Origin of the sequence: Paenibacillus shunpengii, from assembly GCF_042684905.1 — a bacterium.
In the GTDB taxonomy this organism is placed as follows: Bacteria; Bacillota; Bacilli; order Paenibacillales; family Paenibacillaceae; genus Paenibacillus; species Paenibacillus shunpengii.
Genome location: NZ_JBHUMJ010000004.1, coordinates 167,199 through 193,382, shown reverse-complemented (window position 1 = coordinate 193,382; position 26,184 = coordinate 167,199). Strand labels below are relative to the sequence as shown.

The 26,184-nt window shown below is 45.6% G+C and carries 24 protein-coding genes and 1 other RNA gene; 2 read left to right on the top strand and 23 right to left on the bottom strand.

The annotated features are described in order from the left end of the window. Positions 1-6: 6 nt before the first annotated feature. The 8 genes from ACFSVM_RS17225 to ACFSVM_RS17190 form a co-directional block, all read right to left on the bottom strand. Entirely contained in the window at positions 7-1,311 is a 1,305-nt protein-coding gene (locus ACFSVM_RS17225) for a hypothetical protein (RefSeq protein WP_090725386.1), read from the bottom strand. A gap of 147 nt (positions 1,312-1,458) precedes the next feature. Continuing rightward, on the bottom strand, positions 1,459-2,790 hold the full coding sequence (locus ACFSVM_RS17220) for a PhoH family protein (protein WP_076313254.1): 1,332 nt from the start codon (positions 2,788-2,790) through the stop codon (positions 1,459-1,461). 154 nt (positions 2,791-2,944) lie between these two features. Next, positions 2,945-3,070, bottom strand: coding sequence for a hypothetical protein (locus ACFSVM_RS17215; RefSeq protein ID WP_256209764.1), 126 nt, complete (start codon positions 3,068-3,070; stop codon positions 2,945-2,947). Positions 3,071-3,164: 94 nt separating this feature from the next. Further along, positions 3,165-4,235, bottom strand: a complete 1,071-nt coding sequence (locus ACFSVM_RS17210) for an LCP family protein (RefSeq protein ID WP_076313255.1) — start codon at positions 4,233-4,235, stop codon at positions 3,165-3,167. Between the two features lie 187 nt (positions 4,236-4,422). Further along, a complete protein-coding gene (locus ACFSVM_RS17205) occupies positions 4,423-4,725 on the bottom strand; it encodes a YlaH-like family protein (protein WP_076313256.1) in 303 nt (100 codons plus the stop codon). A 58-nt stretch (positions 4,726-4,783) separates the two neighbouring features. Then, positions 4,784-6,625, bottom strand: a complete 1,842-nt coding sequence (gene typA, locus ACFSVM_RS17200; RefSeq protein WP_076313257.1) for a translational GTPase TypA — start codon at positions 6,623-6,625, stop codon at positions 4,784-4,786. Between the two features lie 263 nt (positions 6,626-6,888). Further along, a complete protein-coding gene (locus ACFSVM_RS17195; RefSeq protein ID WP_076313258.1) occupies positions 6,889-7,389 on the bottom strand; it encodes a LiaF transmembrane domain-containing protein in 501 nt (166 codons plus the stop codon). A 244-nt stretch (positions 7,390-7,633) separates the two neighbouring features. Further along, entirely contained in the window at positions 7,634-8,299 is a 666-nt protein-coding gene (locus tag ACFSVM_RS17190) for a TerC family protein (RefSeq protein WP_076313259.1), read from the bottom strand. 147 nt (positions 8,300-8,446) lie between these two features. Here ACFSVM_RS17190 and ACFSVM_RS17185 point away from each other — a divergent pair, with 147 nt between their 5' ends. Then, positions 8,447-9,130 (top strand): TerC family protein, encoded by a 684-nt coding sequence (locus ACFSVM_RS17185; RefSeq protein WP_076313260.1) that lies wholly within the window; start codon positions 8,447-8,449, stop codon positions 9,128-9,130. 123 nt (positions 9,131-9,253) lie between these two features. Here the strand turns inward: ACFSVM_RS17185 and thiI are convergent, their stop codons facing one another. The 6 genes from thiI to ACFSVM_RS17155 form a co-directional block, all read right to left on the bottom strand. After that, entirely contained in the window at positions 9,254-10,474 is a 1,221-nt protein-coding gene (gene thiI, locus ACFSVM_RS17180) for a tRNA uracil 4-sulfurtransferase ThiI (RefSeq protein WP_379263602.1), read from the bottom strand. A 4-nt stretch (positions 10,475-10,478) separates the two neighbouring features. Beyond that, positions 10,479-11,630: a cysteine desulfurase family protein gene (locus ACFSVM_RS17175; protein WP_076313262.1), complete on the bottom strand. Its 1,152-nt coding sequence runs from the start codon at positions 11,628-11,630 to the stop codon at positions 10,479-10,481. 130 nt (positions 11,631-11,760) lie between these two features. Beyond that, a complete protein-coding gene (locus ACFSVM_RS17170) occupies positions 11,761-12,519 on the bottom strand; it encodes a lytic transglycosylase domain-containing protein (protein WP_379263599.1) in 759 nt (252 codons plus the stop codon). Positions 12,520-12,691: 172 nt separating this feature from the next. After that, positions 12,692-13,066 carry a hypothetical protein gene (locus tag ACFSVM_RS17165; protein WP_076313264.1) on the bottom strand — a complete coding sequence of 125 codons (375 nt, stop codon included), beginning with the start codon at positions 13,064-13,066 and terminating at the stop codon, positions 12,692-12,694. 58 nt (positions 13,067-13,124) lie between these two features. Then, the gene (locus ACFSVM_RS17160) at positions 13,125-13,340 is read right to left on the bottom strand and encodes a DUF1540 domain-containing protein (RefSeq protein WP_090725384.1); all 216 of its coding nucleotides are present in this window, start codon (positions 13,338-13,340) and stop codon (positions 13,125-13,127) included. Between the two features lie 154 nt (positions 13,341-13,494). Beyond that, a complete protein-coding gene (locus ACFSVM_RS17155) occupies positions 13,495-13,989 on the bottom strand; it encodes a YpuI family protein (RefSeq protein ID WP_047910837.1) in 495 nt (164 codons plus the stop codon). 262 nt (positions 13,990-14,251) lie between these two features. Here ACFSVM_RS17155 and ACFSVM_RS17150 point away from each other — a divergent pair, with 262 nt between their 5' ends. Beyond that, a complete protein-coding gene (locus tag ACFSVM_RS17150; RefSeq protein ID WP_076313266.1) occupies positions 14,252-16,135 on the top strand; it encodes a S8 family peptidase in 1,884 nt (627 codons plus the stop codon). A 51-nt stretch (positions 16,136-16,186) separates the two neighbouring features. Here the strand turns inward: ACFSVM_RS17150 and ACFSVM_RS17145 are convergent, their stop codons facing one another. The 9 genes from ACFSVM_RS17145 to glyQ form a co-directional block, all read right to left on the bottom strand. Then, complete coding sequence (locus tag ACFSVM_RS17145) at positions 16,187-16,540, bottom strand: hypothetical protein (RefSeq protein ID WP_047910835.1); 354 nt, start codon at positions 16,538-16,540, stop codon at positions 16,187-16,189. Between the two features lie 212 nt (positions 16,541-16,752). Continuing rightward, positions 16,753-17,162, bottom strand: an RNA gene (rnpB, locus tag ACFSVM_RS17140) — RNase P RNA component class A. 62 nt (positions 17,163-17,224) lie between these two features. After that, the gene (locus ACFSVM_RS17135; RefSeq protein ID WP_379263595.1) at positions 17,225-18,340 is read right to left on the bottom strand and encodes a Nif3-like dinuclear metal center hexameric protein; all 1,116 of its coding nucleotides are present in this window, start codon (positions 18,338-18,340) and stop codon (positions 17,225-17,227) included. After that, a complete protein-coding gene (locus ACFSVM_RS17130) occupies positions 18,316-19,086 on the bottom strand; it encodes a tRNA (adenine(22)-N(1))-methyltransferase (RefSeq protein WP_305954042.1) in 771 nt (256 codons plus the stop codon). The genes ACFSVM_RS17135 and ACFSVM_RS17130 overlap by 25 nt, the downstream gene beginning before the upstream one ends. A gap of 236 nt (positions 19,087-19,322) precedes the next feature. Then, positions 19,323-20,453: an RNA polymerase sigma factor RpoD gene (gene rpoD / locus ACFSVM_RS17125; protein WP_047910833.1), complete on the bottom strand. Its 1,131-nt coding sequence runs from the start codon at positions 20,451-20,453 to the stop codon at positions 19,323-19,325. 44 nt (positions 20,454-20,497) lie between these two features. Beyond that, positions 20,498-22,318, bottom strand: coding sequence for a DNA primase (gene dnaG, locus ACFSVM_RS17120; protein ID WP_090725382.1), 1,821 nt, complete (start codon positions 22,316-22,318; stop codon positions 20,498-20,500). 47 nt (positions 22,319-22,365) lie between these two features. Further along, the gene (locus tag ACFSVM_RS17115) at positions 22,366-22,824 is read right to left on the bottom strand and encodes a YaiI/YqxD family protein (protein WP_076313269.1); all 459 of its coding nucleotides are present in this window, start codon (positions 22,822-22,824) and stop codon (positions 22,366-22,368) included. 164 nt (positions 22,825-22,988) lie between these two features. Next, on the bottom strand, positions 22,989-25,064 hold the full coding sequence (gene glyS / locus ACFSVM_RS17110; protein WP_076313270.1) for a glycine--tRNA ligase subunit beta: 2,076 nt from the start codon (positions 25,062-25,064) through the stop codon (positions 22,989-22,991). Then, positions 25,064-25,945, bottom strand: coding sequence for a glycine--tRNA ligase subunit alpha (glyQ, locus tag ACFSVM_RS17105; RefSeq protein WP_047910829.1), 882 nt, complete (start codon positions 25,943-25,945; stop codon positions 25,064-25,066). Before glyQ ends, glyS begins: the two co-directional genes overlap by 1 nt. Positions 25,946-26,184: the final 239 nt, after the last annotated feature.

Genomic DNA, 26,184 nt, shown 5'->3' with positions numbered 1-26,184 from the left:
CACCGATCATTGCTGCGGATCCGGCACAGACTCATGAGACACTGCATCCCCCTCCTGCTCTGAGAATAAGGATTGAACACGCGAATTATAAGCTTCAGCCGAGATGTCACCACGCAGAAATTGTGTGATCAGAGGCTGTGCACGATTCAACAAATTCCAATCCATCAAGTCATCGCGATAAGCAGTCTCAAGGCTCTGTTCCAGAGCCTGAACAGGAACCGCTCTTGTAATGTCCCGCATCTCCAGCTCTTCATAAAGCGATCTATAAATAGGCAGATTCCCAGTCTCTTCAAACCAGTCTTGTACGGATTCAGGGGATGTCATGGCCTTAATCCATTCCGTAGCCAGATCTGTTTGCCCTGTTCGAGAGGAAATGGCGAAGCTGCGTCCTGTCACCGTAAGGGCCTGTGTTTCGACATCGTTATTAATGTACTCCGTGAGTTCACCACGATATTCGGGCAGCATATCAGATAGCTTCACAATTCCAGACGTCCAGTTCAATTGACCGGAGACAGAATCCTTGAAGTTTGTCTCAATATAAGGAAGCAGCGTCTCCAGATCTTGAATCCTAGCCTGCATCTGTTCGCTCTGCCCAGCAGGATTGAAGGGCTCCTCGGTTTGACGAATGATTCCGCGAAATTCAAGCCAGGAGGCAAACGCCAGCGGGTCCTCCACATCCAAGAAGAATGGCTTATCATCCGTCTCAGACCATGCGGTCATTCGGTTCATCCAATCCTCATCTGAGTTCATTGACTGCAAGGGTGGTGACGACGCGTTGTCACTACGAGCCTCAGCATAGAGATATGGATCAATATCAAGAGGAACAGCCCAGCGATATCCATTCCATTCACTTACTGTAATGGTCTGTGGAAATGGATCAGCAGCCGTTCCATTCAGATCATTCCCTGTAATGGGTCTCAAATAGCCTTGCATGGCAAACAATCGGATATAGTAATTATTCAGTAAGGTAATGTCTGCACTATCACCTAGTACATAGCTTTCGCGAATGGCTGCGTACGCCTCACTCTCAACCGTTTCTTGCATGTTATGTACTTCAACATCACTGCCAATCTTATTTCCGATCTCTACAGCGAGGCGCTGAAAAACGGCAAAATCCTGCTCCTGCATCGAAACTGCTATTTTCAATGGCTGCTGCTCCTGTGGAGCCGGAGGAGCTGGACGATATAACGGATCCGTGCTCTGATCGTCCTCATCTGTAACCGGGTCTCTTGATATATCAAAGCTTGGAGACAATATGGTTAAGGACAAGAATAACACGACAAAGAGTATCCAGTGGTTTCTTCGCTTCACAGCTTCTGTACCTCCCCTAGACATATCCAACCTTTCCCCATTATTGTACCAAATGTATAGTCCGCTTGTCCTATTAACTCAGAAAAGAACCGGAATGGGATCCGGTTCTTTTTCGCATTATATTTCATTTTCCGGGAAATAAATGACCTACAAGAGATCAGCTGCCAGCTGGGCGAGCTTGGAGCGTTCGCCTTTTTCCAGCATAATGTGTCCGCTGATCCCTTCCTGACGGAATCGCTCCACAATATATGTTAAGCCGTTGCTTGCTGAGTCAAGATATGGATGGTCAATTTGCTCTGGATCACCCATCAGAATGATCTTACTTCCTTCACCTACACGGGAGACAATAGTCTTTACTTCATGCTTCGATAGATTCTGAGCTTCATCAATAATGATAAACTGTCCAGGAATCGATCTGCCCCGGATGTAAGTGAGCGCTTCTACTTGAATACTGCCGAGTCCCATGAGTATTTTATCGATGTCACCCGCCTTTTTTGTATCGAACAGAAACTCCAGATTATCATAGATCGGCTGCATCCAGGGACGAAGCTTCTCTTCTTTTTCCCCAGGGAGGTAACCAATATCCTTCCCCATTGGGACCACCGGTCTTGCTATGAGAAGCTTTTTGTATTTATGTTCATCCTCAACCTTCAGGAGTCCTGCAGCAAGGGCAAGCAGCGTTTTCCCTGTTCCGGCTTTACCTGTAATTGTCACCAGCGGAATATCATCATTTAAGAGCAGCTCTAAAGCCATTCTCTGCTGTGCATTACGTGCGACAATCCCCCAAACCGGATCATTGCTGAGATATAAAGGCTCTAGCTTGGTAGCCTCCTGATTCACCTTAAGCAGGGCGGATTTTCCCGTGCCCATCTCGTCCTTTAATATAATAAATTCGTGTGGATACAGATTATAGGTTAGCTGCAATGGCTTGATAGGCAGAAAACGATACGTATAAAATTCATCGATTACGGAAGGGTGGACTCTAATCGCAGTATACCCCGGATATAATTCGCTTGGATCTGCGGTACGATCAGACAAATAATCCTGTGTATTGAGACCAAGCACATCTGCCTTGATACGTACGAGTACATCCTTGCTGACCAATACAATGTCCCGCGGCTCCTCGTTATCCTCCTGCTCCAGCTGATAATTGAGCGCTACTGCTAGTATACGATTATCATTCGTAACTTCACCAAACATCTCCTGTACTCTTATAAAACTGCGGTGGTTCAGTTCTACCTTCAAGTTTCCACCATTCGGTAAAGGTACCCCACTGTGCAAATGTCCCTGCTCCCTTAATCCATCTAATGAACGCGAGACATATCTCGCATTTCTCCCTATTTCATCTGCATTACGCTTTTTGGAGTCGATTTCCTCCAGCACTACGGCAGGAATTACAACTTCATGCTCGTCAAAAGCATAAATGGCGCCCGGATCATGAAGCAGCACATTCGTATCCAACACAAAAATTTTTTTCATTGGTATCCCCTCCAAGGCGGCGTCTTTTAAGCACAGCTAGGGCAAGCTATGGGCAGCGATAAGGACAATCGTGTATCCCATATCTAAATGTATTCGACCGGGAGCAAATAATTGTACAATTTCCTGAAAATATCCGTGGAATATGCATCGTTCATCACATGAAATACAAAAAGCCCAGTGAACAGCGTTCACCGGGCTTGTATTCATGACAAAACAGTGCATTTGTCAGCATATTCATATGAAGAGAGCGATATTCCATTCGATTAGCATAATTGGACATAGACAGGACCTCCGCTAATGAATTTCCATCTATGGGATACATCCACATTATATCACTACTTCTCCATAGTTTGAATAGATATTTTGCGGATACTTTATTCCCCCGAAGCTTCAGCAGCTGCAGATGTATGCTCGCCTGCCAGCTCCTTAGCTAGTGCTTGCTTCGCCTGGTCTAACTCCCCTTGATTAATATATACATAAGGGCTGTTCCATGTTCCTGTCACCGGCACAAAGTTTACACTATCCTTAGGAAGATTCCAGTAGGTTGATATGAAGTTCTTAACCTGATCACTCTCTACCGTGGTCGTCATGTTATCATCGACAGCACCCACGACTTTACCAATCTTCGTAACACCGCCAAGAGACTTCATTTGATCCATTAACGAGTGCAGAACTTCGCTTTGACGCTGGTTACGGGAGAAATCGTCGGAAGCCGGCGTTTTGGGATCACAGTTTGATTTGCGATAGCGTACATACCCGAGTGCATCTTCACCGTTCAAGGTCTGTTGACCCGCAGTGAGATTAATATCAGTATCATCCGCGGTATCCTTATAGCACATGTTCTGATTCACATTCACTTCGACTCCGCCCAAGGCATCTACGATTTCTTCAAATGCCTTGAAGTTCAGCACGGTGACGTAATTAATATCCACATCCAAGTATTTGCCGAGCATAACCCGCATTTCTTCCTCAGCTGAAATACCTGATTCTTTCGCCGCAGCTCTGAAGCGAGGATAGAACTCATTCAGCTTCCTCTCGGTATAGCCCTCGAGCTGAACCAGCGTGTCACGTGGCAGAGATACAATCGTCGCAGATTTCGTCTCCGGATGCAGTGAGGCTACCATCACGACGTCAGACAGATGAGTGCCTGTCTCCTCTCGATAGTCCGTTCCCAAGATCAGCATCGTCTGCGGCTTCACCTTGGCTGAATCTTCAGCTGCTACGGGGTTATTGTTCCCTGTGTCGATCACATCATTAAATACCATGTACAAATAGCCAATACCTGCGATCAAACCGATAACAATGAGAGATAATACCAACTTCATAAATGTTTTTGCTGGACTCTTCTTCTTCACTTTCTTCTTCGTCGTTGTCTGCGCTGTGTTGTTATCGCTGCTCTTGCCGCCTCTATTGCGTGGGGGCAATCCGTTAGATCCCATACTCATATTATAAATTCAACACCTTTATACATTTCTATGGTTGCTCTTACATATTACCGCCACCGCTGCCGCATTTCAAATCTGGGTATATCATCCACTTAAAAAATGAGTTTAACTGCTCCAAAAAGAACGGAAAGACCGCTGATTAGGGCGGTCTCTCTAATGTGTGCATATGAAGTTGTCTTTACTAAAGCTACATTTTACTTGTCTCTCCAGAAGACTCCGTTTTTTTCTTCTGCCGAGCTTCCACAAAATAACGGATTCTGACCAGCAGCATCAGTGCTACTGCGACAAGCAAGCATTGAATAATCGGCAATTTATCGATTTGGAAAACGAGCAGCATGAAGGAGCCGATGGCCATCAAAATGTACAGTAATATCTCTTTGAGTAACGGCATTTTCTGCTGCGGGCGAAATACCTTATTGTAGACATACGTAATCAGTACAAATATAACCACATAACTAACGATCGGGTGTGACGCAAACCATGCCTGCATGGCGGCGTTCAGCTCCTTTCAAGTACATGCTCTCTTTTCCAAGCGTATTATTTACATATTATAGATTAGCTTGGGACATCTTGCGATGCTTCTCCGCACGCTCACGCTCACTCTTATTCAGGAGCTTCTTACGAAGACGAACGGACTTCGGTGTGATCTCACACAGTTCATCATCATTTAAGTACTCCAGAGCTTGCTCCAAGGAGAAGATTATAGGAGTCTTCATCTTCACTGTATCGTCCTTGGTTGCCGAACGAACGTTAGTCAGTTGTTTCTCCTTACAGATGTTTACAACGATGTCATTGTCACGATTGTGTTCACCAACGATCATTCCTTCATAAACTTCCGTTCCCACATCAAGGAACAACATACCACGGTCCTCAACACCAATCATACCATAGAATGTTGATGTACCATTCTCACTGGATACGAGCACGCCTTGGTGACGTCCACCAACTTGACCGCCAACGAGTGGACCATAGCTGTCAAATGCATTGTTCATTACGCCATAGCCGCGAGTCAGTGTCAAGAAGTTCGTACGATATCCAATCAAGCCGCGTGCAGGGATCAGGAACTCAAGACGAACCTGGCCGTTACCAGAATTGATCATGTTGACCATTTCGGCTTTACGGGAACCCAGGCTTTCCATAACCGCACCCATGCTTTCTTCAGGAATATCGATCATTAGGCGCTCAATTGGCTCCATTTTCTTGCCGTCGATCTCTTTAATGATAACTTCCGGTTTGGATACCGCAAGTTCATAGCCTTCACGGCGCATGTTCTCAATCAGGATACCTAGGTGAAGCTCACCACGGCCGGATACAACATAAGCATCTGGGCTGTCTGTTTCTTCGACACGAAGACTTACGTCCGTCTCAAGCTCTTTAAACAGACGGTCACGAAGTCTGCGGGATGTTACCCATTTACCTTCGCGTCCAGCAAAAGGACTGTTATTAACAAGGAATGTCATTTGAAGCGTTGGCTCATCAATCTTAAGAACCGGCAATGCTTCAGGATTCGCTGGATCAGCTATCGTTTCACCGATATTAATATCCTTAATTCCCGCAATGGCAACGATATCGCCTGCACCTGCTTCAGCTACTTCTACGCGCTTCAGCCCTTGGAATCCGAACAATTTCTCAATACGCGCAGTTTTATTGGAGCCGTCACGTTGGATAACTGTTACAGCCTGTCCTTGACGAATAACGCCTCTGTTCACGCGTCCAATTGCAATACGACCCAGATATTCATTGTAATCCATCAGCGTTACGAGGAACTGCAGCGGCTCGTCAACACTTTCTGTTGGATGAGGAATGTGATCAACAATCGTCTCATAGAGACTCATCATGTTGTCATCTTGTTTCTCAGGATCCATGCTTGAAGTACCGTTAAGTGCAGAAGCATATACAACCGGGAAGTCAAGCTGCTCATCATTAGCACCGAGCTCAATGAACAGATCCAGAACTTCATCAATAACCTCAGCCGGACGAGCTGCTGGGCGGTCAATTTTGTTAACAACAACGATTGGCGTCAGGTTATGCTCCAGAGCTTTGCGCAGTACAAACTTCGTTTGCGGCATGCAGCCTTCATACGCATCGACAACAAGCAGTACACCGTCAACCATTTTCATAATCCGTTCTACTTCTCCGCCAAAGTCGGCGTGTCCTGGTGTATCAACAATGTTGATAAGAAAATCTTTATAATTGATCGCAGTATTTTTGGCAAGGATCGTAATCCCGCGTTCACGTTCCAAATCATTGGAGTCCATGGCGCGTTCTTGTACGGCCTCATGTTCACGGAAGGTTCCGGATTGTTGAAGCAGTTTGTCTACAAGTGTTGTTTTGCCGTGGTCAACGTGGGCAATGATCGCAATATTGCGAATATTCTCTCTTACATGCATGGTTTATATCCATATCCTTTCCAAAATCATTTCTATTTGAATCAAATTCATGGTGCAAAGCCATGAGATTTGATTCTCGAATCAAAATTCATGATAATGAAGTCATGAGGCTTGATTCTTGAATCAAAATTCACGATACAAAGCCATAAAGTTCGATTCTTGTAATATATAACGACCTTACTCACAAAAGAAGCGCCGGGTGATAACTCCGACGCACATATATCCCTTATATTATAGACGAAAAATGTTAAAAATCAAGTAGCTTATCGAAAACGCCGCCGGGTCGGTTTAGGCCTTCCGAAGATAAGCCAGATTCCCACAAAGATAAGTATAGCAGCGACGACATATATGAATCCGGTAGTGAGCATGGTTATGAACAAGAGCACGATCGACACGGCAAGCAAAATAATGGATGTCCTGTAGATCACAGCTGGCCGAGGGTATTCAAATAAAGCATATTCAAACAAGCCTAGGGCAACCCCTGTTATAAAGACAGGCCATAGAGTTGCGGTCAGATGCCATCCCCAAATACTGCATATGAGGAAGAAAATACCATACACCGTCAGAATTCCCGCCGGCACCAAAATAACGGCACTCGTATTTCTGAAGAAATAAAAAAGATGGAGAATAATTCCTGGAATGATTAAAATGAGCGGCCAGAAATTTCGTCCAAGAAAACTGAAAAAGCCCAATTGACCAAGTAAGATGACAAGACCGGCAATGACAATAAAGATGCCTACCAACCTTTCGTTTCTTCCCTTCACTTCACACTTCACCCCGTTTGTATGATGATCTCTGCTTCTATCCAAGGCAATTCAAGATCTACGTTCACTAGGAACTATATTAGCGTATATATTTCTAGTTTATCCGATGTTTTTGCAAAAAACTACTGTCATGCTTCATATTTGAAAAAACATTACATTTCCAGCTCTTTCCTCATCGATCTTACGCTTAACAATACAAAAAAACCGGCATTCCACTTCGATTGCCGGTTTATGATTCATCTATTTATGTATCCACCCGATATCTTAACACTTTGAAAAATGCACCGCCAAGCATAACCAATATAACACAAACTGCGGGCAGCAAGGTCTCATAGCCTGCAAAAACCTCTTGGAGCCATAACCCCAGCTTCGGATCACGAAGGACCATCTCGCCGGACGTATAAGCTAATATACCCGAACCTGCGAAGACCAGTATCGGAAAGCGCTGAAGCAGCTTAACAATAATACCGCTGCCCCATACAACAATGGGAATGCTGATCGCGATCCCAATTACAATGAGTGCTAGATCGCCATCTGCGATTGCAGCTATGGCCAGAACATTGTCGAGACTCATGACAAAGTCAGCGACGAGTATCGTGTATACCGCACTCCATAAAGTTGTAGATTGTTTGACATTCACATTCTCATCTTCGTCAAACAACAATTTAAACGCAATATAGAGTAGCATAAGTCCGCCAGCCGCTTGTATAAACGGTATACCAAGTATGAGCACCGCAATAAAGGTTAAAATACATCTTAATAACACCGCGCCAAATGCTCCCCACCATACTGCTCGATTACGGCTCTGCTCAGGCAAATTACGACTTGCCATAGCAATGACGACAGCGTTATCGCCGCTTAAAACAAGGTTAATCATAAGTATCTGCATTATAAGCCAAATATCATCCATGAACAGGGTAAACACCTCCATACACTAGATGTATGCCCTGGTTGTCCGAGCTATGCTTGACGCTGAGAAATCAGAGGAATATAATGAACTCCGATTTAAGCAATCGGATGATTCGGAATCATGGTTAGAGTAAAGGAGTGACAAGAATTGGATATCGGTCAGTTTTTAATCAGCTTGCTACAAATTGTTTTTATTGATTTAATCCTCGCTGGGGACAACGCAATCGTCATTGGATTAGCTGCCCGTAATTTACCGCAAAGTGTTCAGAAGAAAGCCATTGTCTATGGTACTGGAGGTGCGGTTCTGATTCGGATCCTGGCAACCATCATCGTGCTGTGGCTGCTGCAAATTCCATGGCTGCTGCTGGTTGCCGGGCTGCTGCTCGTGGGTATTGCCTACAAGCTGCTGGCCGATCAAGGTGCCGATGAACATAGCGATATCAAGGCCGGCAGCTCGTTATGGTCGGCTGTACGTACCATTATCATCGCTGATGCGGCCATGGGGATTGATAATGTAATCGCTGTTGCTGGCGCAGCAGAGCAAAATCTGATTCTCGTTATTTTGGGTCTGCTGATCAGTGTTCCTGTCATCGTATGGGGCAGTACCTTGTTTATCAAGCTCATCGATCGTTTCCCTTGGGTCATGTATATTGGCGCTGCTGTACTCGCTTACACAGCCTCAAATATGATTACGGAGGAACGAAGATTTGAAACATTCTTTATCTCGCATCCCGTTCTTCGGATCCTATTTATTGTTCTTGTCATCGGCGGTGTTCTGTTTGCTGGCTATCGGAAACAGCAGAATGTGAAGAGAGAACATTCCTACTCATAAAACGAGAACAAGTGAAGATTGTTTCTGGACAAGCTTCTAGCACCAACCTGATCGAAGAACAAAAAAAGGCTTATTGCTGATCATATCAGCGATAGGCCTTTTCGTTTTATTAAAGTAAACTTCTTAAAACCAGTCTTCCTGTATCGAATCAGGCATAGCTGTGTCGTGATTACTGCGCAGTACCAGTGTCTCAGTCTGCTCCACTGCCCGCGCAATGAACTCAGGAAGCTCCGGAATAGAGGCTTCAATCTTTTCGACAATCCGCAAATTCGGATTCGTTGTCGGTGACTTGGGCACAAACAAGGTACAGCAATCTTCATAAGGTAAAATCGAAGTGGAGTACGTACCGATGTCCTCAGCAATCTTTACTATTTCACTCTTGTCCATCATGACAAGCGGTCTTAACAATGGAAGATCAGTTGCCCTCCCAATGACATTCATGCTTCCAAGCGTCTGGCTGGCTACTTGACCAAGGCTATCTCCGCTTACAATAGCCAGTGCCCCTTCCCGTTCCGCCAGCTGAGTTGCAATTCGAAGCATCGAACGGCGCATTAGTGTAATCATCAAATTATCCTGCCCCGTTTTCGTAAACGAAGTTTGAACCTCTGTAAAAGGAACCAGATGAAGCTTCACTTCACCGGCATGATCAGCAAGAATTCTAGCCAGCTCGATGACTTTATCTTTTGCTTTTTGACTTGTAAACGGGAAGCTGAAGAAATGAACCATTTCCAGCTCTAGTCCCCGGCGCATGGAAGACCAGGCGGCAACAGGTGAATCTATTCCCCCTGATAGCAGCATCATGGCTTTGCCATTAGAACCACGGGGAAAGCCTCCGACGGCAGGAACAGATTCATAATATAGATAAGTTCTCGCCTCGCGAATCTCAATCTTAAGCTCAATATCCGGATTTCTTACATCCACTTTAAGCGCACTGAATTTTCTTAAGATCGGGGCTCCCACCAAATGGTTCGTCTCATGAGAAGAATGCTCGAACGCTTTCCAGACCCTTCTAGCGTTTACCTTAAAGGTCGTTCCTTGCTGCGGATCCAGCTCTTCCATAAAACCAAGGGAGGCTGCCACGATCTCATCTGCTACGGATGGGGTTACCTTAACAGGACTAATGGAGACAATCCCGAATACCTTGCGTAAGCTATCCATTATAATAAGGTGATCGTTCTCTCCAAGGTCTACGTACATTCTCCCATATTCCTCAATAATGGAGGTTCCCGGATAGGCCTTTAATTTAGACTTCACATGCTTAATTACGGATCTCTCAAACCTCTTTCGGTTCTTACCTTTCAGTGTAAACTCTCCAAAACGGAGTAATAACATATCATATTTCATCGGTTTACCTATTCCACCCTTCAAAAGAAGCAAGCCTTTCCTTCATCTGTCTCATCGCCTGAATCAGCTGTAATATATCTTGCTCTGTATGTTGATCTCCCAGACTAACTCGAATCCCGCTGTCAGCAATCGCCTCTGACTTGCCCATTCCGAGCAGCACCCGGCTTGGAATGGCTTGTTTGGACGAGCATGCCGATTGAGTGGAAACAATGACATTCAGCTGTTCTAATACGTGCAGCATCACTTCGGCCTTCATGCCGGGATAAGAGAAATGTACAATATGCGGGGTACCTTCTTCTGAGCTGTTCAGTACCCACTCCGGATGTAGTCTTATTTCCTCAAGAAGCAGGATTTGCAGCTTTTTGAGGTGTGTGTTCAGCTCAGGCTGACGTTCCCGGGCAAGACGCATGGCTTTGGACATGCCTACGATCAGCGGAATATTCTCTGTTCCCGCACGCATCCCCTGCTCCTGTGAACCGCCAGACATTAAGGGAGTAAGCTCCAGACCAGAACGAATATATAAGAGTCCAACGCCCTTGGGTCCTCGGATTTTATGTCCTGAGATGCTGTATAGATCAATTCCAGACTCTGCCAATTGAACAGGAATTTTACCATAAGCCTGAACCCCATCGACATGGAACACAATCTTAGGGTGCTTCTGCTTAAGAGCCTGCCCTATTTCAACGACAGGATGCACGGCTCCCGTCTCATTATTTACATGCATCAGACTTACAAGAATTGTCTCTTTGGTAACCGCATCTAGGACATCCTCTGTCTTCACTCTGCCCATCTCATCCACCGGCACATAAGTAATATCATAACCGATTTCGGACAAAAACTTGATGCTCTCATATACAGACGCATGCTCTGTCCTGGTCGTTATAATATGCCGTCCGCGGGATTGATAACGTAACGCTGTTCCTTTTATTGCAAGGTTGTTACTCTCCGTGGCTCCAGATGTGAAGATAACTTCATCCGGTTTGACATCCAAAGCCTCGGCGCAAACGGAACGAGATTTATTCAATAGTCGTCCTGCATTCTCTCCGTATGCGTGAATGGAGGAGGCATTCCCATAATGCAGCTTCATTACCTCTGACACAGTTCGAATCACATCTTCATATGGCGGTGCTGAAGCCGCATAATCAAAGTAAAGCATATTTTGTCTGCCTCCTTTCTTAAACGTGAAAAAGATCAATAATGGACTCGTCAGCTGATGCCTCATACCGACTGTCCACGTTGATCTTTTGTTCAGATCCGATCAGCAAAAGGACTGAAATATATGCTGTTTATGCTCTATATTTCGCTTCTGCTTTTTCTATTTTAGCAACATAGTCCTGCGTTTCCCTAGGTAATAAATGGAGTACATTCATCAGCTGCTCATCCGTCGTAACCTGAAGCTGGCCTACACGGCCTGGACCTGCATTGTAAGCAGCAAGAGCAAGATTCACTTGCCCGTCAAACCGTTCAAGCTGATATGATAAATACCTTGTTCCTGCATCGATATTCTGCGCAGGGTCGAATGGATTCGTTACGCCTAATCCTGCTGCGGTTCCATCCATAAGCTGCATCAGACCCTTGGCTCCGGCTCCAGATACTGCGTTCGAATTAAATCCAGACTCTGTATCGATAACCGCCTTAATAAGGGATACAGGTACACCATATTTCTCACTGGCTTCCTGAATCATGGACTCATAGGCAGTAACCGTTCCTCCAAGCTGTGAGTGCTGCACTTGTGAGGATGAAGAGATCCCTAAATTCGAAGAGGATACAGTACTTGCATTCAAATTCGCATTTTTATTTATATCGCTTGGGCCGCCGGATATTTTACCGGTTCTGAGGTTAATCCAGAGCAGTCCGTCTGTAGACATAGAAGATTTGTTACTGCCTTTATCTCCTTGACGATCAGTGGATGGATCTCGGTTGACTTCAGCCCATATCTCCGAGAATTCAGGTGCAGAAGTCGTCGTTGCCGCTGATCTGGAACTTGTTTCTGAAGAAGAGGAAACATCATACCACAGCGATTTTCCTACAGAATCGATTTGCATATGTAAACAGGCCTCCAATATACTCGCTACCTATATCTAAATTTATTGATATTGTTTCATTCACTGATCTATTGTAACAATTGCCATCCTGCATGCCAAGTCTTGTTTTTCCTGATATAAATAAACTAAACAGGCAGCCCCACATGATAGAAGAGCTGCCTGCATTACTTTACTAATAGTAAGTGAACATCACTAGGAACGCGTAGCTTACCAAAGCCGCAATTCCGATGCCCATTGCCCAGCCGCCAGCTGTACGTCTCCCTTTGCTGAAGGCATAATACCCGAGAACGATACCTATGACACCTACCACATAAGACCATAAAAACAAGGACACAATGGATACGGCAAGAGCCAGATATCCTATTCGTTTAGAGGTTGTGTCTTCATCACGCTCACGAGCCCTCGAAGTTGTCCCAGCAGAATCTGCACTTACTAAAGGGCTGATCTCCGCTGCGTACTCCTCTTGGTGCTCATGATGCTCTTTGCGAGGAAAATCGATACGATCTCGGCTTCCCTTTACTTTGTTTTCTTGGTTCGGTTTGTCCATTTTCGCACCTCCGAAGCATTAGAGCCTGTCAGGTTAGAAGCCGCAGAATACTGATGACTTAAGCCTTTGGTTTAAACGTGTGACAACAAGTCGCCGAGGAAGTGCTTGCATAATCATGATGTTCGGAATCAAATGTTTCTCCAGCATACTCTTCCTTGAGATGGGTTCTGGCATGCGCATCAATGTCAATCATAATTAGATCTGCTTTGCAAACATTTTGTTCTCCCCAATAGCTGCAGTTCGATACGCTGCATTTCACGATGGGTACAGTCATTATTATCACCTCAAATGGTATGGTACCCTCATTGCCGATACCTTATACTCCAGCATTATTATGCACGGATGCCTTTTGCTTGCAAACAAAAAAAGCCGTGCAATGTACACGGCTCTTAGATATAATCTGTATTCAAAAATCGACCCAGCAGCGCTTAAGCTCTGCTCTTCATTCTGCGCTGAGTCAGATAGTCACTTTCGTAATAATTCAGGTCATCACGCAGTTCTTCATAGGTCTTCGTAATTTCCATAATAATATCGCGAGCAGGTCTTACCGGCTTAATGCGGAAACGAATGGCATCTTGACCTGTATATGCGTAACGTCCATCCTCAGAGTAGCATTCATTCTTTGGATAGAAAAAGCTGTTGATACCCTGATGATAAAGGTTATACAATGCTTTTTCCGCAAAATCAACGTCAAAATTGGCACGACGGAGTGCTGTTCCAAGCTTCTCATACGATACCTCAGAAAAAACGAGCAGGTGCCGAAGGTCGGAAAGAAATCCTTTGTAAAATGGAATCGTCTCCTGATCCTGGTCAGCTGCAAGCTGAGCAAGTGAGTTTTCGTTTAGAAATGTTTCCAGTTTTTCAATTGCGGGCTTCAATTTCTCTCGTGCCGATTCACACAACTTCTGCACATTTGCTGACATAAAGGTAGTTCCCCCTTAAAGAATAAGTCCCTCATATAGACTTCTTATAACCGGCCAAGATTCAAATACATCTACTGACCATTATTTCTCAGCTTCTATCCTACCATAAAAATGTGACGAGCGGTACTTAAATAACCCTAAAGCCGCCATTTCCTTTCCCCTGTTTATTTTAAGTTAGAGCTGCAAAATCCTTCGTATAAAAACCGCCTCATCTTCTCACGCTATAGGTACTATATAGACAGGCAGGAGGAGTACTAAAATAATGGCTAGAAGCAATTGGACATACTGGGCAATTGGCGCCGCCGCTGCCGTTTTGGTAATGACCACCCTGTTACTACCCGGGGAAGAAAATACCGCTGACCAGCAGCAGACCCCTAATGAGCCACAGCAAGAGCAGCTGCTCAAACAACGAATCAAAGCACAGGATGTTCAAGCGACTGACCGCTTATCCCGGATGGATGCTCAAATGCACCTCCAAAAAATACTGCAAGAATTAAAAGATTCAGACAACAAAGAGCTGTCAGCTTATATGGATCAATTAGAGAAAACACATAGTCACATTCACACCTTACTCTGGATGGATCTAGAGCAAAACAAGCAGCAATCCTTCAGTATTCAGAAGAATGCGGATTCGTTACAGAAGAACAAACAGCTTCGAGCAAGCATTGGCTCCGCGAAGCAAGCTCTTCAGAAGCATAAATCCTATGAATCTACTTCGCTTACGCTCGATAAGGATAAGTATTTTGTTCTGGGCGAACCCTCTTCGGATGGTAAGCATGCGGTTATCGCAGTAATGAGCCAGCATATCCTAAATGATGTGGAGGAGCATCAGCGCCGGAACCTAAGAATGATCCCATATCCCAAAGAGGGCATGTACAGCGTAGAATCTGTTCTCCCTAACACCTTAAAGGATATTACAGTTAAGACAGGACACGATAATCAGAATGCTAGTCATTTTTATGAAGATGAGATCGTCGTTAGATTCAATGAGAAATTAACATCAGAGAAGCTAAAACAGATCGAGAAAGATATTGATCTGGATCATACCCATCAAGTTGGCCAGGCGTATGTTTTTCGTTCTAAGAAGATGGATTTTGCTAAACTTCAGTCTTATTTTCAGAACAAATGGAATCCGGTATATACCGAACCTCACTATCTATATTTAACCAACGAAACTGCGCCTGAAAATGAGCTGGCTGATAATATTCCGAACGACCTATTGTTCTCCCGTTATCAATGGAACCTCCCTGCGACAGAAACCAATAAGGGGTGGACGTTATCCAAAGGGAGTGAGGATGTCATTGTAGCCGTTATTGATACAGGCGTCGATCTTGATCATCCTGATCTGGAAGGGCAGCTGGTCGAGGGGTACAACGTTATTGATGGGGAAGCAGAGCCTTATGATGATGTCGGGCATGGTACCCATGTTGCAGGAATTGTATCTGCCAAAGTGAATAACAATGAAGGTGTCGCAGGCATGACCTGGTATAACAAAATTATGCCTGTTAAGGTACTCGATCAATCCGGTTCCGGCACAAGCTATGCCGTAGCTGAGGGAATCATCTGGGCTACCGATCACGGAGCAAAGGTGATCAATATGAGTCTCGGTAATTATGCAGATGCTGAATTTTTGCATGATGCCATCAAATACGCTTATGACCATGATGTCGTCCTGATCGCGGCGACGGGTAATGACAATACGGAACGGCCTGGGTACCCGGCTGCTTATCCCGAAGTATTTGCCGTGTCCGCCACAGATGCATCCATGAAACGAGCGGACTTCTCAAATTATGGTGATTATGTGGATGTGATGGCGCCTGGCGCAAGCATTGCCAGCACCTATCCGGGCAATCAATACGCTGCCCTGTCGGGAACATCTATGGCAAGCCCTCATGTCGCCGCACTAGCGGGATTGATCCGTTCCTATAATCCTGATCTGTCTAACGAAGAAGTAATGGATCTGATGCGCAGCAGTGTCATCGACCTGGGAGATCCGGGATACGATAAATACTTTGGCTACGGTCAGATCGATGTGTACAAGGCACTGGAAGCTGCAGGAGCATCTGGAGAGCAGGCCCCCCTCCAATTATGGCCTCAGAATGTTCGCGACAAGCTTGAAGATACTATCAACAGATTTATGAAGTAATAAACAAAAAGAGCAGGCGAGTTCATCTCGTCTGCTCTTTGCGTTGTTTAATTATCTACGGCCTCTTCTGTTGCGGTCATGATGACAGCCCTTGCCATGCATGCCACCCATGCCGTGATTCATTGTGCTCATGCCGCCTACACCGTTCATCGTGCTTGTTCCAGCAACACCATTCATACCATTCATGCCTGTGCTCATGCCACCTACCACTTCTTCAGTTTCAGCAACGACCCACTCATGAACTGGAACTGGTACCGGATGATGTTTGTTAATGATTTGTACAGGGTGAATTACAGGCTGGATTTGAGGATGATAATGATTTTTCACTACATTTACAGGATCACAAACGATAGGCTTAAGAGGAGGAAAACATTTTTTCATGTGATGACCACTACGTTGAGACATATTGAACAACTCCTTTTCAAGTGATAGTATAATCTATTCCTCACTCCCTTAATGGCTTGGATGTTCGTCCATAGGTCAAATAATTAAGAAAAACGTCTATTCGTTCATATTGGCATAGAAAAAGGCGAGCTGCTACATAACAAAAAACGGTAATATGTCCTGCACTAGGCAGGCAAATTACCGTTATATCATCGCATATGCTGTGTTGCAGTTTGGAAAGTTTTACGTAAGCCGGGTTCTGTGCTCTTCGTGGTCATAACGGGAACTACCCTCCCACCACAAGCGACAATCATCTATCTAGGCCATTCATTGCTGAACAGCTCAAGCGACCAACCTAGACACACCTCGGGCTAAGGCTGCCTCCCTTACGGAAGACGGTGTCTCTTTAGGTCTTGCTCCAGATGGGGTTTACCAGGAACGAAGTCACCAGCGTTCCTCGGGGTCTCTTACACCTCGGTTCCATCCTTGCCTGTGCTAGCCATATAGCCAGCCATCGGCGGTCCATTTCTGTGGCACTATCCTTCAACTCGCGCTGACTGGACGTTATCCAGCATCCTGCCCTGTGGAGCCCGGACTTTCCTCTCGTGGCAACATGGCCACCAGCGATTGTCTGTCAAACTTTCCGACAACATTCATATTATACTAGGACTCGCTGTATCATTCAAGTGAAATTACTGGAATCGTCTATACAAATTGGAAAGGTTCTGTATCAATTTCAGATGCATGCACCTCTGTCGCATAGCGGCCTTTCTCCAGCTTCTCCTTGAGCCATTTCACCGTGTTGGGCTTCATGATCTTTTCAATATTATGACCTGGGTCAATAATAGCAATCCCCGCCATCAATGCATCCTGAGCGGTATGATAGTCAATATCGCCTGTAATAATGACATCCGCGCCTCTAAACAGCGCATGATTCACATATCGGCTGCCCGATCCGCCAAGCACAGCGGCCTTCTTGATCTGACGATTCAGATCGCCGACAACTCGTACTTGCTTCACATCGAACTGCTTCTTCACTTTATCCACTAGCTCCTGGAGCCGAACGGGTTCAGACAGCTTGCCGACCCGCCCCAACCCAAGCGTTCTGCCTTTCATATCCATAGGGTACAGATCATAAGCCACTTCTTCATAGGGATGAGCCTTAAGCATCGCCTGCACGACTTTATTCCGAATGCTATGCGGAACAATCGTTTCAATTCTAACCTCTTCTACACGCTCCATTTGCCCTTGCTTACCAATGAACGGCTGTGTAGCATCACCCGGAACAAAAGTGCCGTATCCGTCAATATTGAAGCTGCAGTGACTGTAATCCCCGATTGAGCCCGCGCCTGCGTCCAGCACCGCATCTAGCACTTTTTGGTGATGAGACTTCGGTACAAACACAACCAGCTTGGACAAGTGATCGGTGTGCAGATCTTCTAATGGAGCGACATCCTTTAATCCAATCGCTTCGGCCATCCAATCGTTTATGCCGCCCTCCGCTACGTCTAGGTTCGTATGACTAATATAAACGGCGATATCATGCTTGATCAGTTTTTCATACAGCTTTCCCATCGTCGAGTCGGTATTCAGCGATTTGAGGGGTCTGAAGATGATGGCATGGTGTGCGATAATAAGATCTGCTTCCAAACGGATCGCTTCTTCAACGACCTCATCTGTCACATCAAGTGCAACCAGCACTTTCTTGATTTCTTTTGCCAGCGTTCCGAGCTGAAGACCGATACGATCATCAGGAACGGCTAGATGCTTGGGAGCAAGCTCCTCCATATAAGAGATTACAGTTTGTCCTTTTGCATACATGTGAGCACCTCCACAATTCTTTTCAACTCCTGCTGGAGCTCCCCAGCCTTCTCTTTTGCTTCAGGAAGATCAGATTTAGATAAGGAAGCGAGCACCTTTTGGATCTTATCTATTTCGAGCTCCCATTTTTTAACGAAGACAGATCCACCTTGTTCTACCAAGAATGGCCCCATCTTGAGCAGTTCGCTTGAAGTCAGCTCAACCTCATGGTCAGCTGTGCCGATCAGCTTCGGCTCATATACTTCATCATTTGAGATGTGGCTGAAATACCCGGGTACAGCTGCAATGACTTCATAGATTTTGCCGTCTTCCTCAATAATTCGTTCTGCTTCAATGACGTAGTCATTATCGAACAGCCATCTTCGCAAAATATCTTCACCAACATTAGGCTGCAAAATAAGACGTGTAACTCCCTTAAGCTTAGGCTTGCCGCGTTCCAGGATATTAGCGATCAGTGCGCCGCCCATCCCTGCGATCGTGATTGTATCCACTTCGCCGGCCTCAATCACATCCAGACCGTCTCCCCGTCTGACTTCGATTTTGGCTTGTAAACCGCTGCTTGCCACTTGTCTCTTCGCTGCCTCATATGGGCCTTCGTTCAGCTCCCCAGCAATGGCTGTGGCCGCCTGACCGCTTTGAATACAAGCGACTGGCAGGAGAGCATGGTCTGAACCGATATCGGCAAGATTCCGTCCCGGATCCATTAGATCATGTAATAGCTGCAATCTTTTCGACAATTTCAACATGCATTGCACCGCCCAACTCTATACTAAATGGTATCACTGCAAATCTATCTCTCAACGATGACTTCGCCCACTAATCAGGCACTGCCTCGTTTCGATGTTTGCAATCATCATCAAAAAAAGCTAAAATAATGGGTAATAAGAAATCGAAGGAAATATATCCAAAAAAAAGAAAAAAATCGCTTGATTCATACAAAAAGACCTCCTGCCGCAAGCACAGCAGAAGGCCCTTAATCTAACTATTCAAGGAAATCTTTAAGCCGTTTGCTGCGGCTTGGATGACGCAATTTGCGAAGTGCCTTCGCTTCAATCTGACGAATCCGTTCTCTCGTTACACCAAACACTTTACCTACCTCTTCAAGTGTACGTGTCCGCCCGTCGTCAAGCCCGAAACGGAGACGCAGAACGTTCTCTTCACGCTCAGTCAGTGTATCAAGTACATCCTCCAATTGCTCCTTCAGTAATTCATACGCAGCAGCATCAGCCGGTGCAAGTGCTTCCTGATCCTCGATAAAATCTCCGAGATGAGAATCATCTTCTTCACCAATCGGTGTTTCAAGCGACACTGGTTCTTGCGCAATTTTCGTAATTTCCCGTACCTTTTCCACACTTAGATCCATCTCAGCCGCGATTTCCTCTGGCGTCGGTTCGCGCCCTAGCTCTTGCAGCAGTTGTCTGGATACACGGATCAATTTGTTAATGGTCTCCACCATATGAACAGGGATACGAATTGTACGAGCCTGGTCAGCAATCGCACGCGTAATCGCTTGACGAATCCACCAAGTTGCATAGGTACTAAATTTAAAGCCTTTGTTGTGGTCGAACTTCTCAACCGCTTTGATCAGACCCATATTCCCTTCCTGGATCAGATCAAGGAAGAGCATACCGCGGCCTACATACCGCTTAGCAATGCTGACAACGAGACGTAAGTTAGCTTCAGCGAGCCGACGTTTTGCTTCCTCGTCTCCATTCATGATTCGCTTAGCCAGTTCAACTTCATCGTCTGCTGACAACAGCGGCACACGTCCGATTTCTTTCAAATACATGCGGACCGGATCATTAATTTTGATACCAGGAGGAAGACTCAGATCATCATCAAAATGAAAATCATCACCCTCTTTATCCTCAGAGTCATCATTAGGCCGTAGTGGGTTATCATCATCACTCTCATTTACCACATCAATTCCTAAATCACTGAGTTGTTCATAGAACTCATCCATTTGCTCAGGGTCTTGATCGAATGGAGACAGCTTCTCCATGATCTCTTTATAATTCAAAGACGACCTCTTTTTGCCCTGCTCAATCAGCTGGTCTTTTACTTGATCCAGCGTCAATTCTGTTTCTAGTTCAGCATGCTGATCATTCGCCATACTTCGACTCCCTCCTCCCTAGAAACATGGTATGATAATTACAATCATTGTCTCTCTAGGGTTATAATCTCACTTGCGATTTGTGCTGCACGCAAAAAGTCTCCGGATCGTTCGGCAGCAATCATTTCCTCTTTTTTAGAATCGATCTGCTGTAATACCGGATACTTTAATACCTCTTTGATACAATCATCCAGTGCTCCGTGATCCCACTGCTCAGGCGTATCCATCATGGAAATGGAGCTTACCGTTTTTTCAAGACGATCGTCTTGAAGAGACAGCATAAACATCCTTAGATCCGGCGGTTTGCCTTGAGCGTAATAAGCATATAGATAAGCAGCGATAGCTGCATGATCGCTAATGTTAAAGGCTTCACCAAGACGTTCACCAACATATCTGGCCGCCTCATCATCTTGAAGCATCCAGGACAGAAGCCTTCGTTCGGCCGTATGATAGGCAGGAAGTAAATTAGGTGTAGGAATCTGCCTATTTTGTTGCCTACCATTATTCCACCTTTTGTCGTTATTATCCCCATAATGCTCGTTTTTTTGCATTTGCTGCCTTTCGAGATTGCATTCCTGCTTCAGTGTCTCAAAATCCACATGCACTTCGGAAGCAAGCTCCCGCAAATACACCTCTCTCTCCGTAGGAGAAGAGAGTGGAGCAATTAGCTTGATGGCCTCACGCGAATAAGCAATCCGGCCACCTTCTTCTAGCAGTATATGGTTTTTTTTCAAGTTTATAAGTCTAAATTTTAACGGTGGAACAGCACCTTCAATGATCTGATGAGTGAAGCGGTCTCCGCCATGCTTGCGAATAAATTCATCAGGGTCTAAACCATCTGTCAGAAGCGCAACCTTTGCTTGGATCCCTGCCGACTCCAGGATCGGTAAATTCTTAAGTGCGGCAGCTTGACCGGCGCGATCACCGTCATAACAGATAATTACCTCATCACTGAGAGATTTAAGCATACGGGCTTGATTTTCCGTCAGGGCAGTCCCCATTCCGGCAACCCCATTCTGAATTCCATGCTCCCAAGCAGAGATCACATCGCCATAGCCTTCAAACAGAATGGCTTGTCCTTTCTTACGGATCGAAGCCTTCGCATGATCCATATTGTAGAGGACACGACTCTTGTTAAAGAGCCTCGTCTCCGGCGAATTAAGATACTTCGGCTGGCCATCACCCATAATTCGGCCTGCAAAGGCAATAATTTTGCCACTGCTGTTCTTAATTGGGAACATGACACGGTCTCGAAAGCGATCTACATACCCTTCGCCTTCATTTCGGGCTGATATCAATCCGCCCTTCTCCATTTCAGCAAGCGGAAACTCTCGTTTCGTGAGAAACTGCACAAGTGTACTCCAACCGGCCGGAGCATATCCAATCTGAAAATGGTCAATCGCTTTGTCATTCATACCCCGATTACGCAAATATTCAATTGCTGCCTTACCGTACTCCGTATTCTTCAATAAATAATGGTATAATTTAGCAGTAAGCTCATAAGCCTGCAGCAAACGTTCTGTTTCAGGATTATGATGTGCGACATCACGCCCTTGCCATTCCCCAAGAGGAATATGGCTCTCTTCTGCCATCGTCTTAACAGCCTCGGGAAAGGTTAATCCTTCGATTTCCATCCTGAATTTGATGGCGTTGCCTCCCTTGCCGCAGCCGTAGCAATAGAAGATTTGGCGTTCTGGTGTAACCGTAAAGGAAGGGGTATTCTCTGAATGAAAAGGACAAAGCCCTTTCATATACTTACCCTGCTTGGTCAGATGTACAAACTTACTTACCGTGTCGACGATATCATGTTGACTCAGCACTGATTCGATAACACTTTCCGGTATGTTACCCTGTCCGGCACTCATCTTAACCACCTTCATCTCTTTAACACGTAAATAATTATTCGCTAAACTTACACAATCTCCTGCAAATCCTTCAAAAGTTTTGTCAGTTTATGTTGAAATAACTTCCTGTCCTCATCTGTCATGGGCTTTGGACCCTTACCATACTGGCCTCTTTTCCTAGCTTTCGCGTGCGAATGCCGAGTATCGAGCAAAAAATCGATATCTTGATTGTCGATTATTCTGCCTCGGAATGTAATTACGCTGCAGGATTTGGCCAGAGCTAATGCAGCAAGTCCATAATCCTGGGTTACAACAATATCTTGTGCCTTGATATGATTAGCAATATACAGGTCAGCACTTTGGTCACTCCGGTCAACATGCACAATCGTCGTCCCTTCCCCGCCTTCCAGCCGATGGTCGTAGGAGGACACCATGAGCACATGAATCTGAAATGATGCTGCGGCAGTCTGAATTTCACGTTTTACGGGACATGCATCCGCATCCACCACAATTTTCCTATGCAATATTCATCACCTGTCCGGGATATTATTATATACGCCTTCGTGCATCGTAATTCCTGCTCTAATCTCCACATGGAAAATAAAGGACAAATACGGAACGGAGCCTATCCCCCGTTCCGTATATTTATTTCTTACCGCTTTACCTTTTTAAGCAAATATCAGGCACTCAATTACCAGACAAGCTTGGAGAAATCTGCAAAGGCCTTCAAGTCTTTGTCAATGGATGCGAGTAGACCCAATCGATTGGCTCGAATCGCTTCATCCTCAGCCATCACCATAACAGAGTCGAAGAAGGAAGTGATCGGCTCCCTCCATTCAGCTGCAATGCTTAGTGCCTTCTCGGCATCTCTTGCTCCCAATGCCTCGCGATAAGCCTGCGCTGTGGAGCTCCATGCTTCATATAATGTACGCTCACCTGCTTCGACAAAAACCTCCTCAGTCACAGAGGCGCTGGATGCCTTAGCTGCTAGGTTACCTACACGGTTAAACGAATCGACTGTGGTTTTGAAATCTTCCGTAGTCTCTACCGTGCTCATCAGCGCTGTACCACGATTTACTACAGATACGATATCGTCATACCCTGCGCTGATCACTGCATCTACAACATCATAACGCATCGTTTCAGACAGAAGCTTCTTAACACGAAGAGCGAAGAACTCCTGCAGATCCTTATGGATGTCATCCTTGGACCGCTTCATCACTCGCATATTCTCATGAATCTCGATTCCAATCTCAAAAATCTCATCAAGTGTAATCGGCAGCTTATGATCCAGCGCGATTTGTACAATACCTGCGGCTTGACGACGCAGCGCATATGGATCCTGAGAGCCTGTAGGGATAATACCGATAGAGAAGCATCCTACAATCGTATCTATTTTATCCGCTATGCTTACAATTGAACCTACAATAGAAGCAGGGACTGTATCAGAAGCACTTCTTGGCTGGTAATGCTCAAATACAGCCTTTGCTACTTCAGGACGTTCGCCTGCACGCAGCGCATAATCTTCACCCATGACACCTTGCAGCTCTGGGAATTCATACACCATCTGAGTGACAAGATCGAATTTGCATATATCCGCCGCACGACTTACCAGCTCGACTTGATCTGCTGACACCTGAAGCTTGGCTGCAAGCGTATCAGCGATCTTGCGGATGCGGCGAACCTTGTCTCCCACCGTACCGATCTCCTCTTGGAATACAATGCTCTCAAGCTTGGAGAGCGCATCCTTGATCTGCAGCTTCTGATCTTCCTCATAGAAGAACTTCGCATCAGACAGACGGGCACGCAATACTTTTTCATTCCCTCTTGCAATGACGTCAAGGGATTCTGCTCCTCCATTGCGAACCGTAACAAAATAAGGCAGCAATTTGCTGTTATCGTCCAGAACTGGGAAGTAACGCTGATGCTCTCTCATCGAAGTAATGAGCACATCCTGAGGGATATCCAGGAATGATTCTTCAAATGAACCATAGAGCACAGTCGGTGTTTCAACGAGAAACAGTACTTCTTCCAGCAGATCTTCTTTAATCGCAATCGTCCAATTCTTCTTAGCTGCCAGAGCTTCGATCTGGCTCACTATAAGGGCACGGCGCTCTTCAATGTCAACAATAACATGCTGTTCACGAAGGGCCTCTGCGTATGCAGACGGCTCTGAGATCGTCGTGTCTGAACCGAGGAAACGATGTCCTCTCGATACATTCCCCGACTTCACCCCTGCAATCTCAATATCGACAACATCCGAACCGAACATCGCCACGATCCAGCGAATCGGTCTAACAAATTTCAAGTCATACGAAGCCCAGCGCATAAATTTAGGGAAGGTCATCGCATGCAGTACCTGAAGCAGTCCGTCAGCAAGCACCTCTGAAGTCTGGATACCTTTACTGCTCTTCGTAGCATAGATATATTCTACGCCGCCCAGTTCTTTGAATGTAAACTGCTCCGGATCTACACCTTGGCTTCTTGCGAAACCAAGTGCAGCTTTGCTCCAGTTTCCGCTGTCATCGAGCGCAATTTTACGGGAAGGACCTTTAACTTCTTCCTCTACATCCTCCTGCTTCTCAATAACGTCCTTGATGATAACAGCCAAACGACGTGGAGTGGCATAAGCCAGAACTTCTCCATGAGTAACTCTTACACTGTCCAGCCATTTAACAAGCCTGTCTTCGAGCTGCTCAATTGCTCCCCGAACAAAACGTGCAGGCACTTCCTCAAGACCGATCTCAAACAATAAATCTCTAGACATTATTGTGCACCTCCTTGTTTGAGCAGCGGGAATCCGAGCTTCTCGCGTTCCTCCAGATAGGTAGCCGCTACTTGTCTAGCCAAATTCCGCACTCTGGTAATATATCCTGTGCGTTCAGTAACACTGATTGCCCCTCGTGCATCAAGAAGGTTAAACGTGTGGGAACATTTAAGAACATAATCGTAAGCTGGGAATACCAAATGCTGATCCATCGCTTTTTTGGCTTCTTCCTCATACATATTGAACAGCGTGAACAGCATACGCACATCGGATACCTCGAAGGTATACTTGGAATGTTCAAATTCCGGGTGCTTAAATACGTCGCCGTATGTAATGCCATCAACCCATTCTAGATCAAATACGTTGTCTTTATCTTGAATATAAGAGGCAAGACGCTCCATACCGTACGTGATTTCGACGGAAACTGGATGCGTTTCAATACCGCCTACCTGCTGGAAATAAGTAAATTGAGTGATCTCCATTCCATCCAGCCATACTTCCCAGCCTAGTCCTGCACAGCCAAGTGAAGGGTTCTCCCAGTTGTCCTCAACAAACCGGATATCGTGCTTCTTAGCGTCAATGCCAAGAGCCTGAAGGCTCTCCAGGTAGATCTCCTGGATATTATCTGGTGAAGGCTTGATGATCACCTGGAACTGATGATGCTGGTACAGTCGATTCGGGTTCTCTCCATACCGGCCATCCGACGGCCGTCTAGAAGGCTCTACATAAGCTACCTTCCAAGGCTCAGGACCGATCGAACGCAGGAAAGTCATCGGATTCATCGTTCCGGCGCCTTTTTCCGTGTCATAAGGCTGGACAATAATACAATTATGCTGTGCCCAGAAATCTTGCAGCGTCAATATCATTTGCTGAAAGTTCATTTCATTTCTCTCCTTTGCAAGGTGAATGATTACAAGAAGCGCAAGGACAGCAAAAAGCCCCCGTCCTACGCCTGATGTTCAGACATAGGGACGAGAGCTACTCCCGCGGTTCCACCCTACTTGACTGCACTCCGAGGGAGTACAATCCACTTTTCCGTATCCATTTCATGCTCACGAGTGCCATTTCCTAAACCCGACCTGCCGGACTTTCACCATCTCCGACTCGCTCATTAGCCAAA

Bases quoted from the DNA above. Each gene is read 5' to 3' on its own strand.
- ACFSVM_RS17220 (WP_076313254.1), bottom strand. From the start codon at position 2,790: ATGAAAAAAATTTTTGTGTTGGATACGAATGTGCTGCTTCATGATCCG.
- ACFSVM_RS17215 (WP_256209764.1), bottom strand. From the start codon at position 3,070: ATGTCCAATTATGCTAATCGAATGGAATATCGCTCTCTTCATATGAAT.
- ACFSVM_RS17210 (WP_076313255.1), bottom strand. From the start codon at position 4,235: ATGAGTATGGGATCTAACGGATTGCCCCCACGCAATAGAGGCGGCAAG.
- ACFSVM_RS17205 (WP_076313256.1), bottom strand. From the start codon at position 4,725: ATGCAGGCATGGTTTGCGTCACACCCGATCGTTAGTTATGTGGTTATA.
- typA (WP_076313257.1), bottom strand. From the start codon at position 6,625: ATGCATGTAAGAGAGAATATTCGCAATATTGCGATCATTGCCCACGTT.
- ACFSVM_RS17190 (WP_076313259.1), bottom strand. From the start codon at position 8,299: ATGGATGATATTTGGCTTATAATGCAGATACTTATGATTAACCTTGTT.
- thiI (WP_379263602.1), bottom strand. From the start codon at position 10,474: ATGAAATATGATATGTTATTACTCCGTTTTGGAGAGTTTACACTGAAA.
- ACFSVM_RS17175 (WP_076313262.1), bottom strand. From the start codon at position 11,630: ATGCTTTACTTTGATTATGCGGCTTCAGCACCGCCATATGAAGATGTG.
- ACFSVM_RS17170 (WP_379263599.1), bottom strand. From the start codon at position 12,519: ATGCAAATCGATTCTGTAGGAAAATCGCTGTGGTATGATGTTTCCTCT.
- ACFSVM_RS17165 (WP_076313264.1), bottom strand. From the start codon at position 13,066: ATGGACAAACCGAACCAAGAAAACAAAGTAAAGGGAAGCCGAGATCGT.
- ACFSVM_RS17160 (WP_090725384.1), bottom strand. From the start codon at position 13,340: ATGACTGTACCCATCGTGAAATGCAGCGTATCGAACTGCAGCTATTGG.
- ACFSVM_RS17155 (WP_047910837.1), bottom strand. From the start codon at position 13,989: ATGTCAGCAAATGTGCAGAAGTTGTGTGAATCGGCACGAGAGAAATTG.
- ACFSVM_RS17150 (WP_076313266.1), top strand. From the start codon at position 14,252: ATGGCTAGAAGCAATTGGACATACTGGGCAATTGGCGCCGCCGCTGCC.
- ACFSVM_RS17145 (WP_047910835.1), bottom strand. From the start codon at position 16,540: ATGTCTCAACGTAGTGGTCATCACATGAAAAAATGTTTTCCTCCTCTT.
- ACFSVM_RS17135 (WP_379263595.1), bottom strand. From the start codon at position 18,340: ATGTATGCAAAAGGACAAACTGTAATCTCTTATATGGAGGAGCTTGCT.
- ACFSVM_RS17130 (WP_305954042.1), bottom strand. From the start codon at position 19,086: ATGTTGAAATTGTCGAAAAGATTGCAGCTATTACATGATCTAATGGAT.
- rpoD (WP_047910833.1), bottom strand. From the start codon at position 20,453: ATGGCGAATGATCAGCATGCTGAACTAGAAACAGAATTGACGCTGGAT.
- dnaG (WP_090725382.1), bottom strand. From the start codon at position 22,318: ATGAGTGCCGGACAGGGTAACATACCGGAAAGTGTTATCGAATCAGTG.
- glyS (WP_076313270.1), bottom strand. From the start codon at position 25,064: ATGTCTAGAGATTTATTGTTTGAGATCGGTCTTGAGGAAGTGCCTGCA.
- glyQ (WP_047910829.1), bottom strand. From the start codon at position 25,945: ATGAACTTTCAGCAAATGATATTGACGCTGCAAGATTTCTGGGCACAG.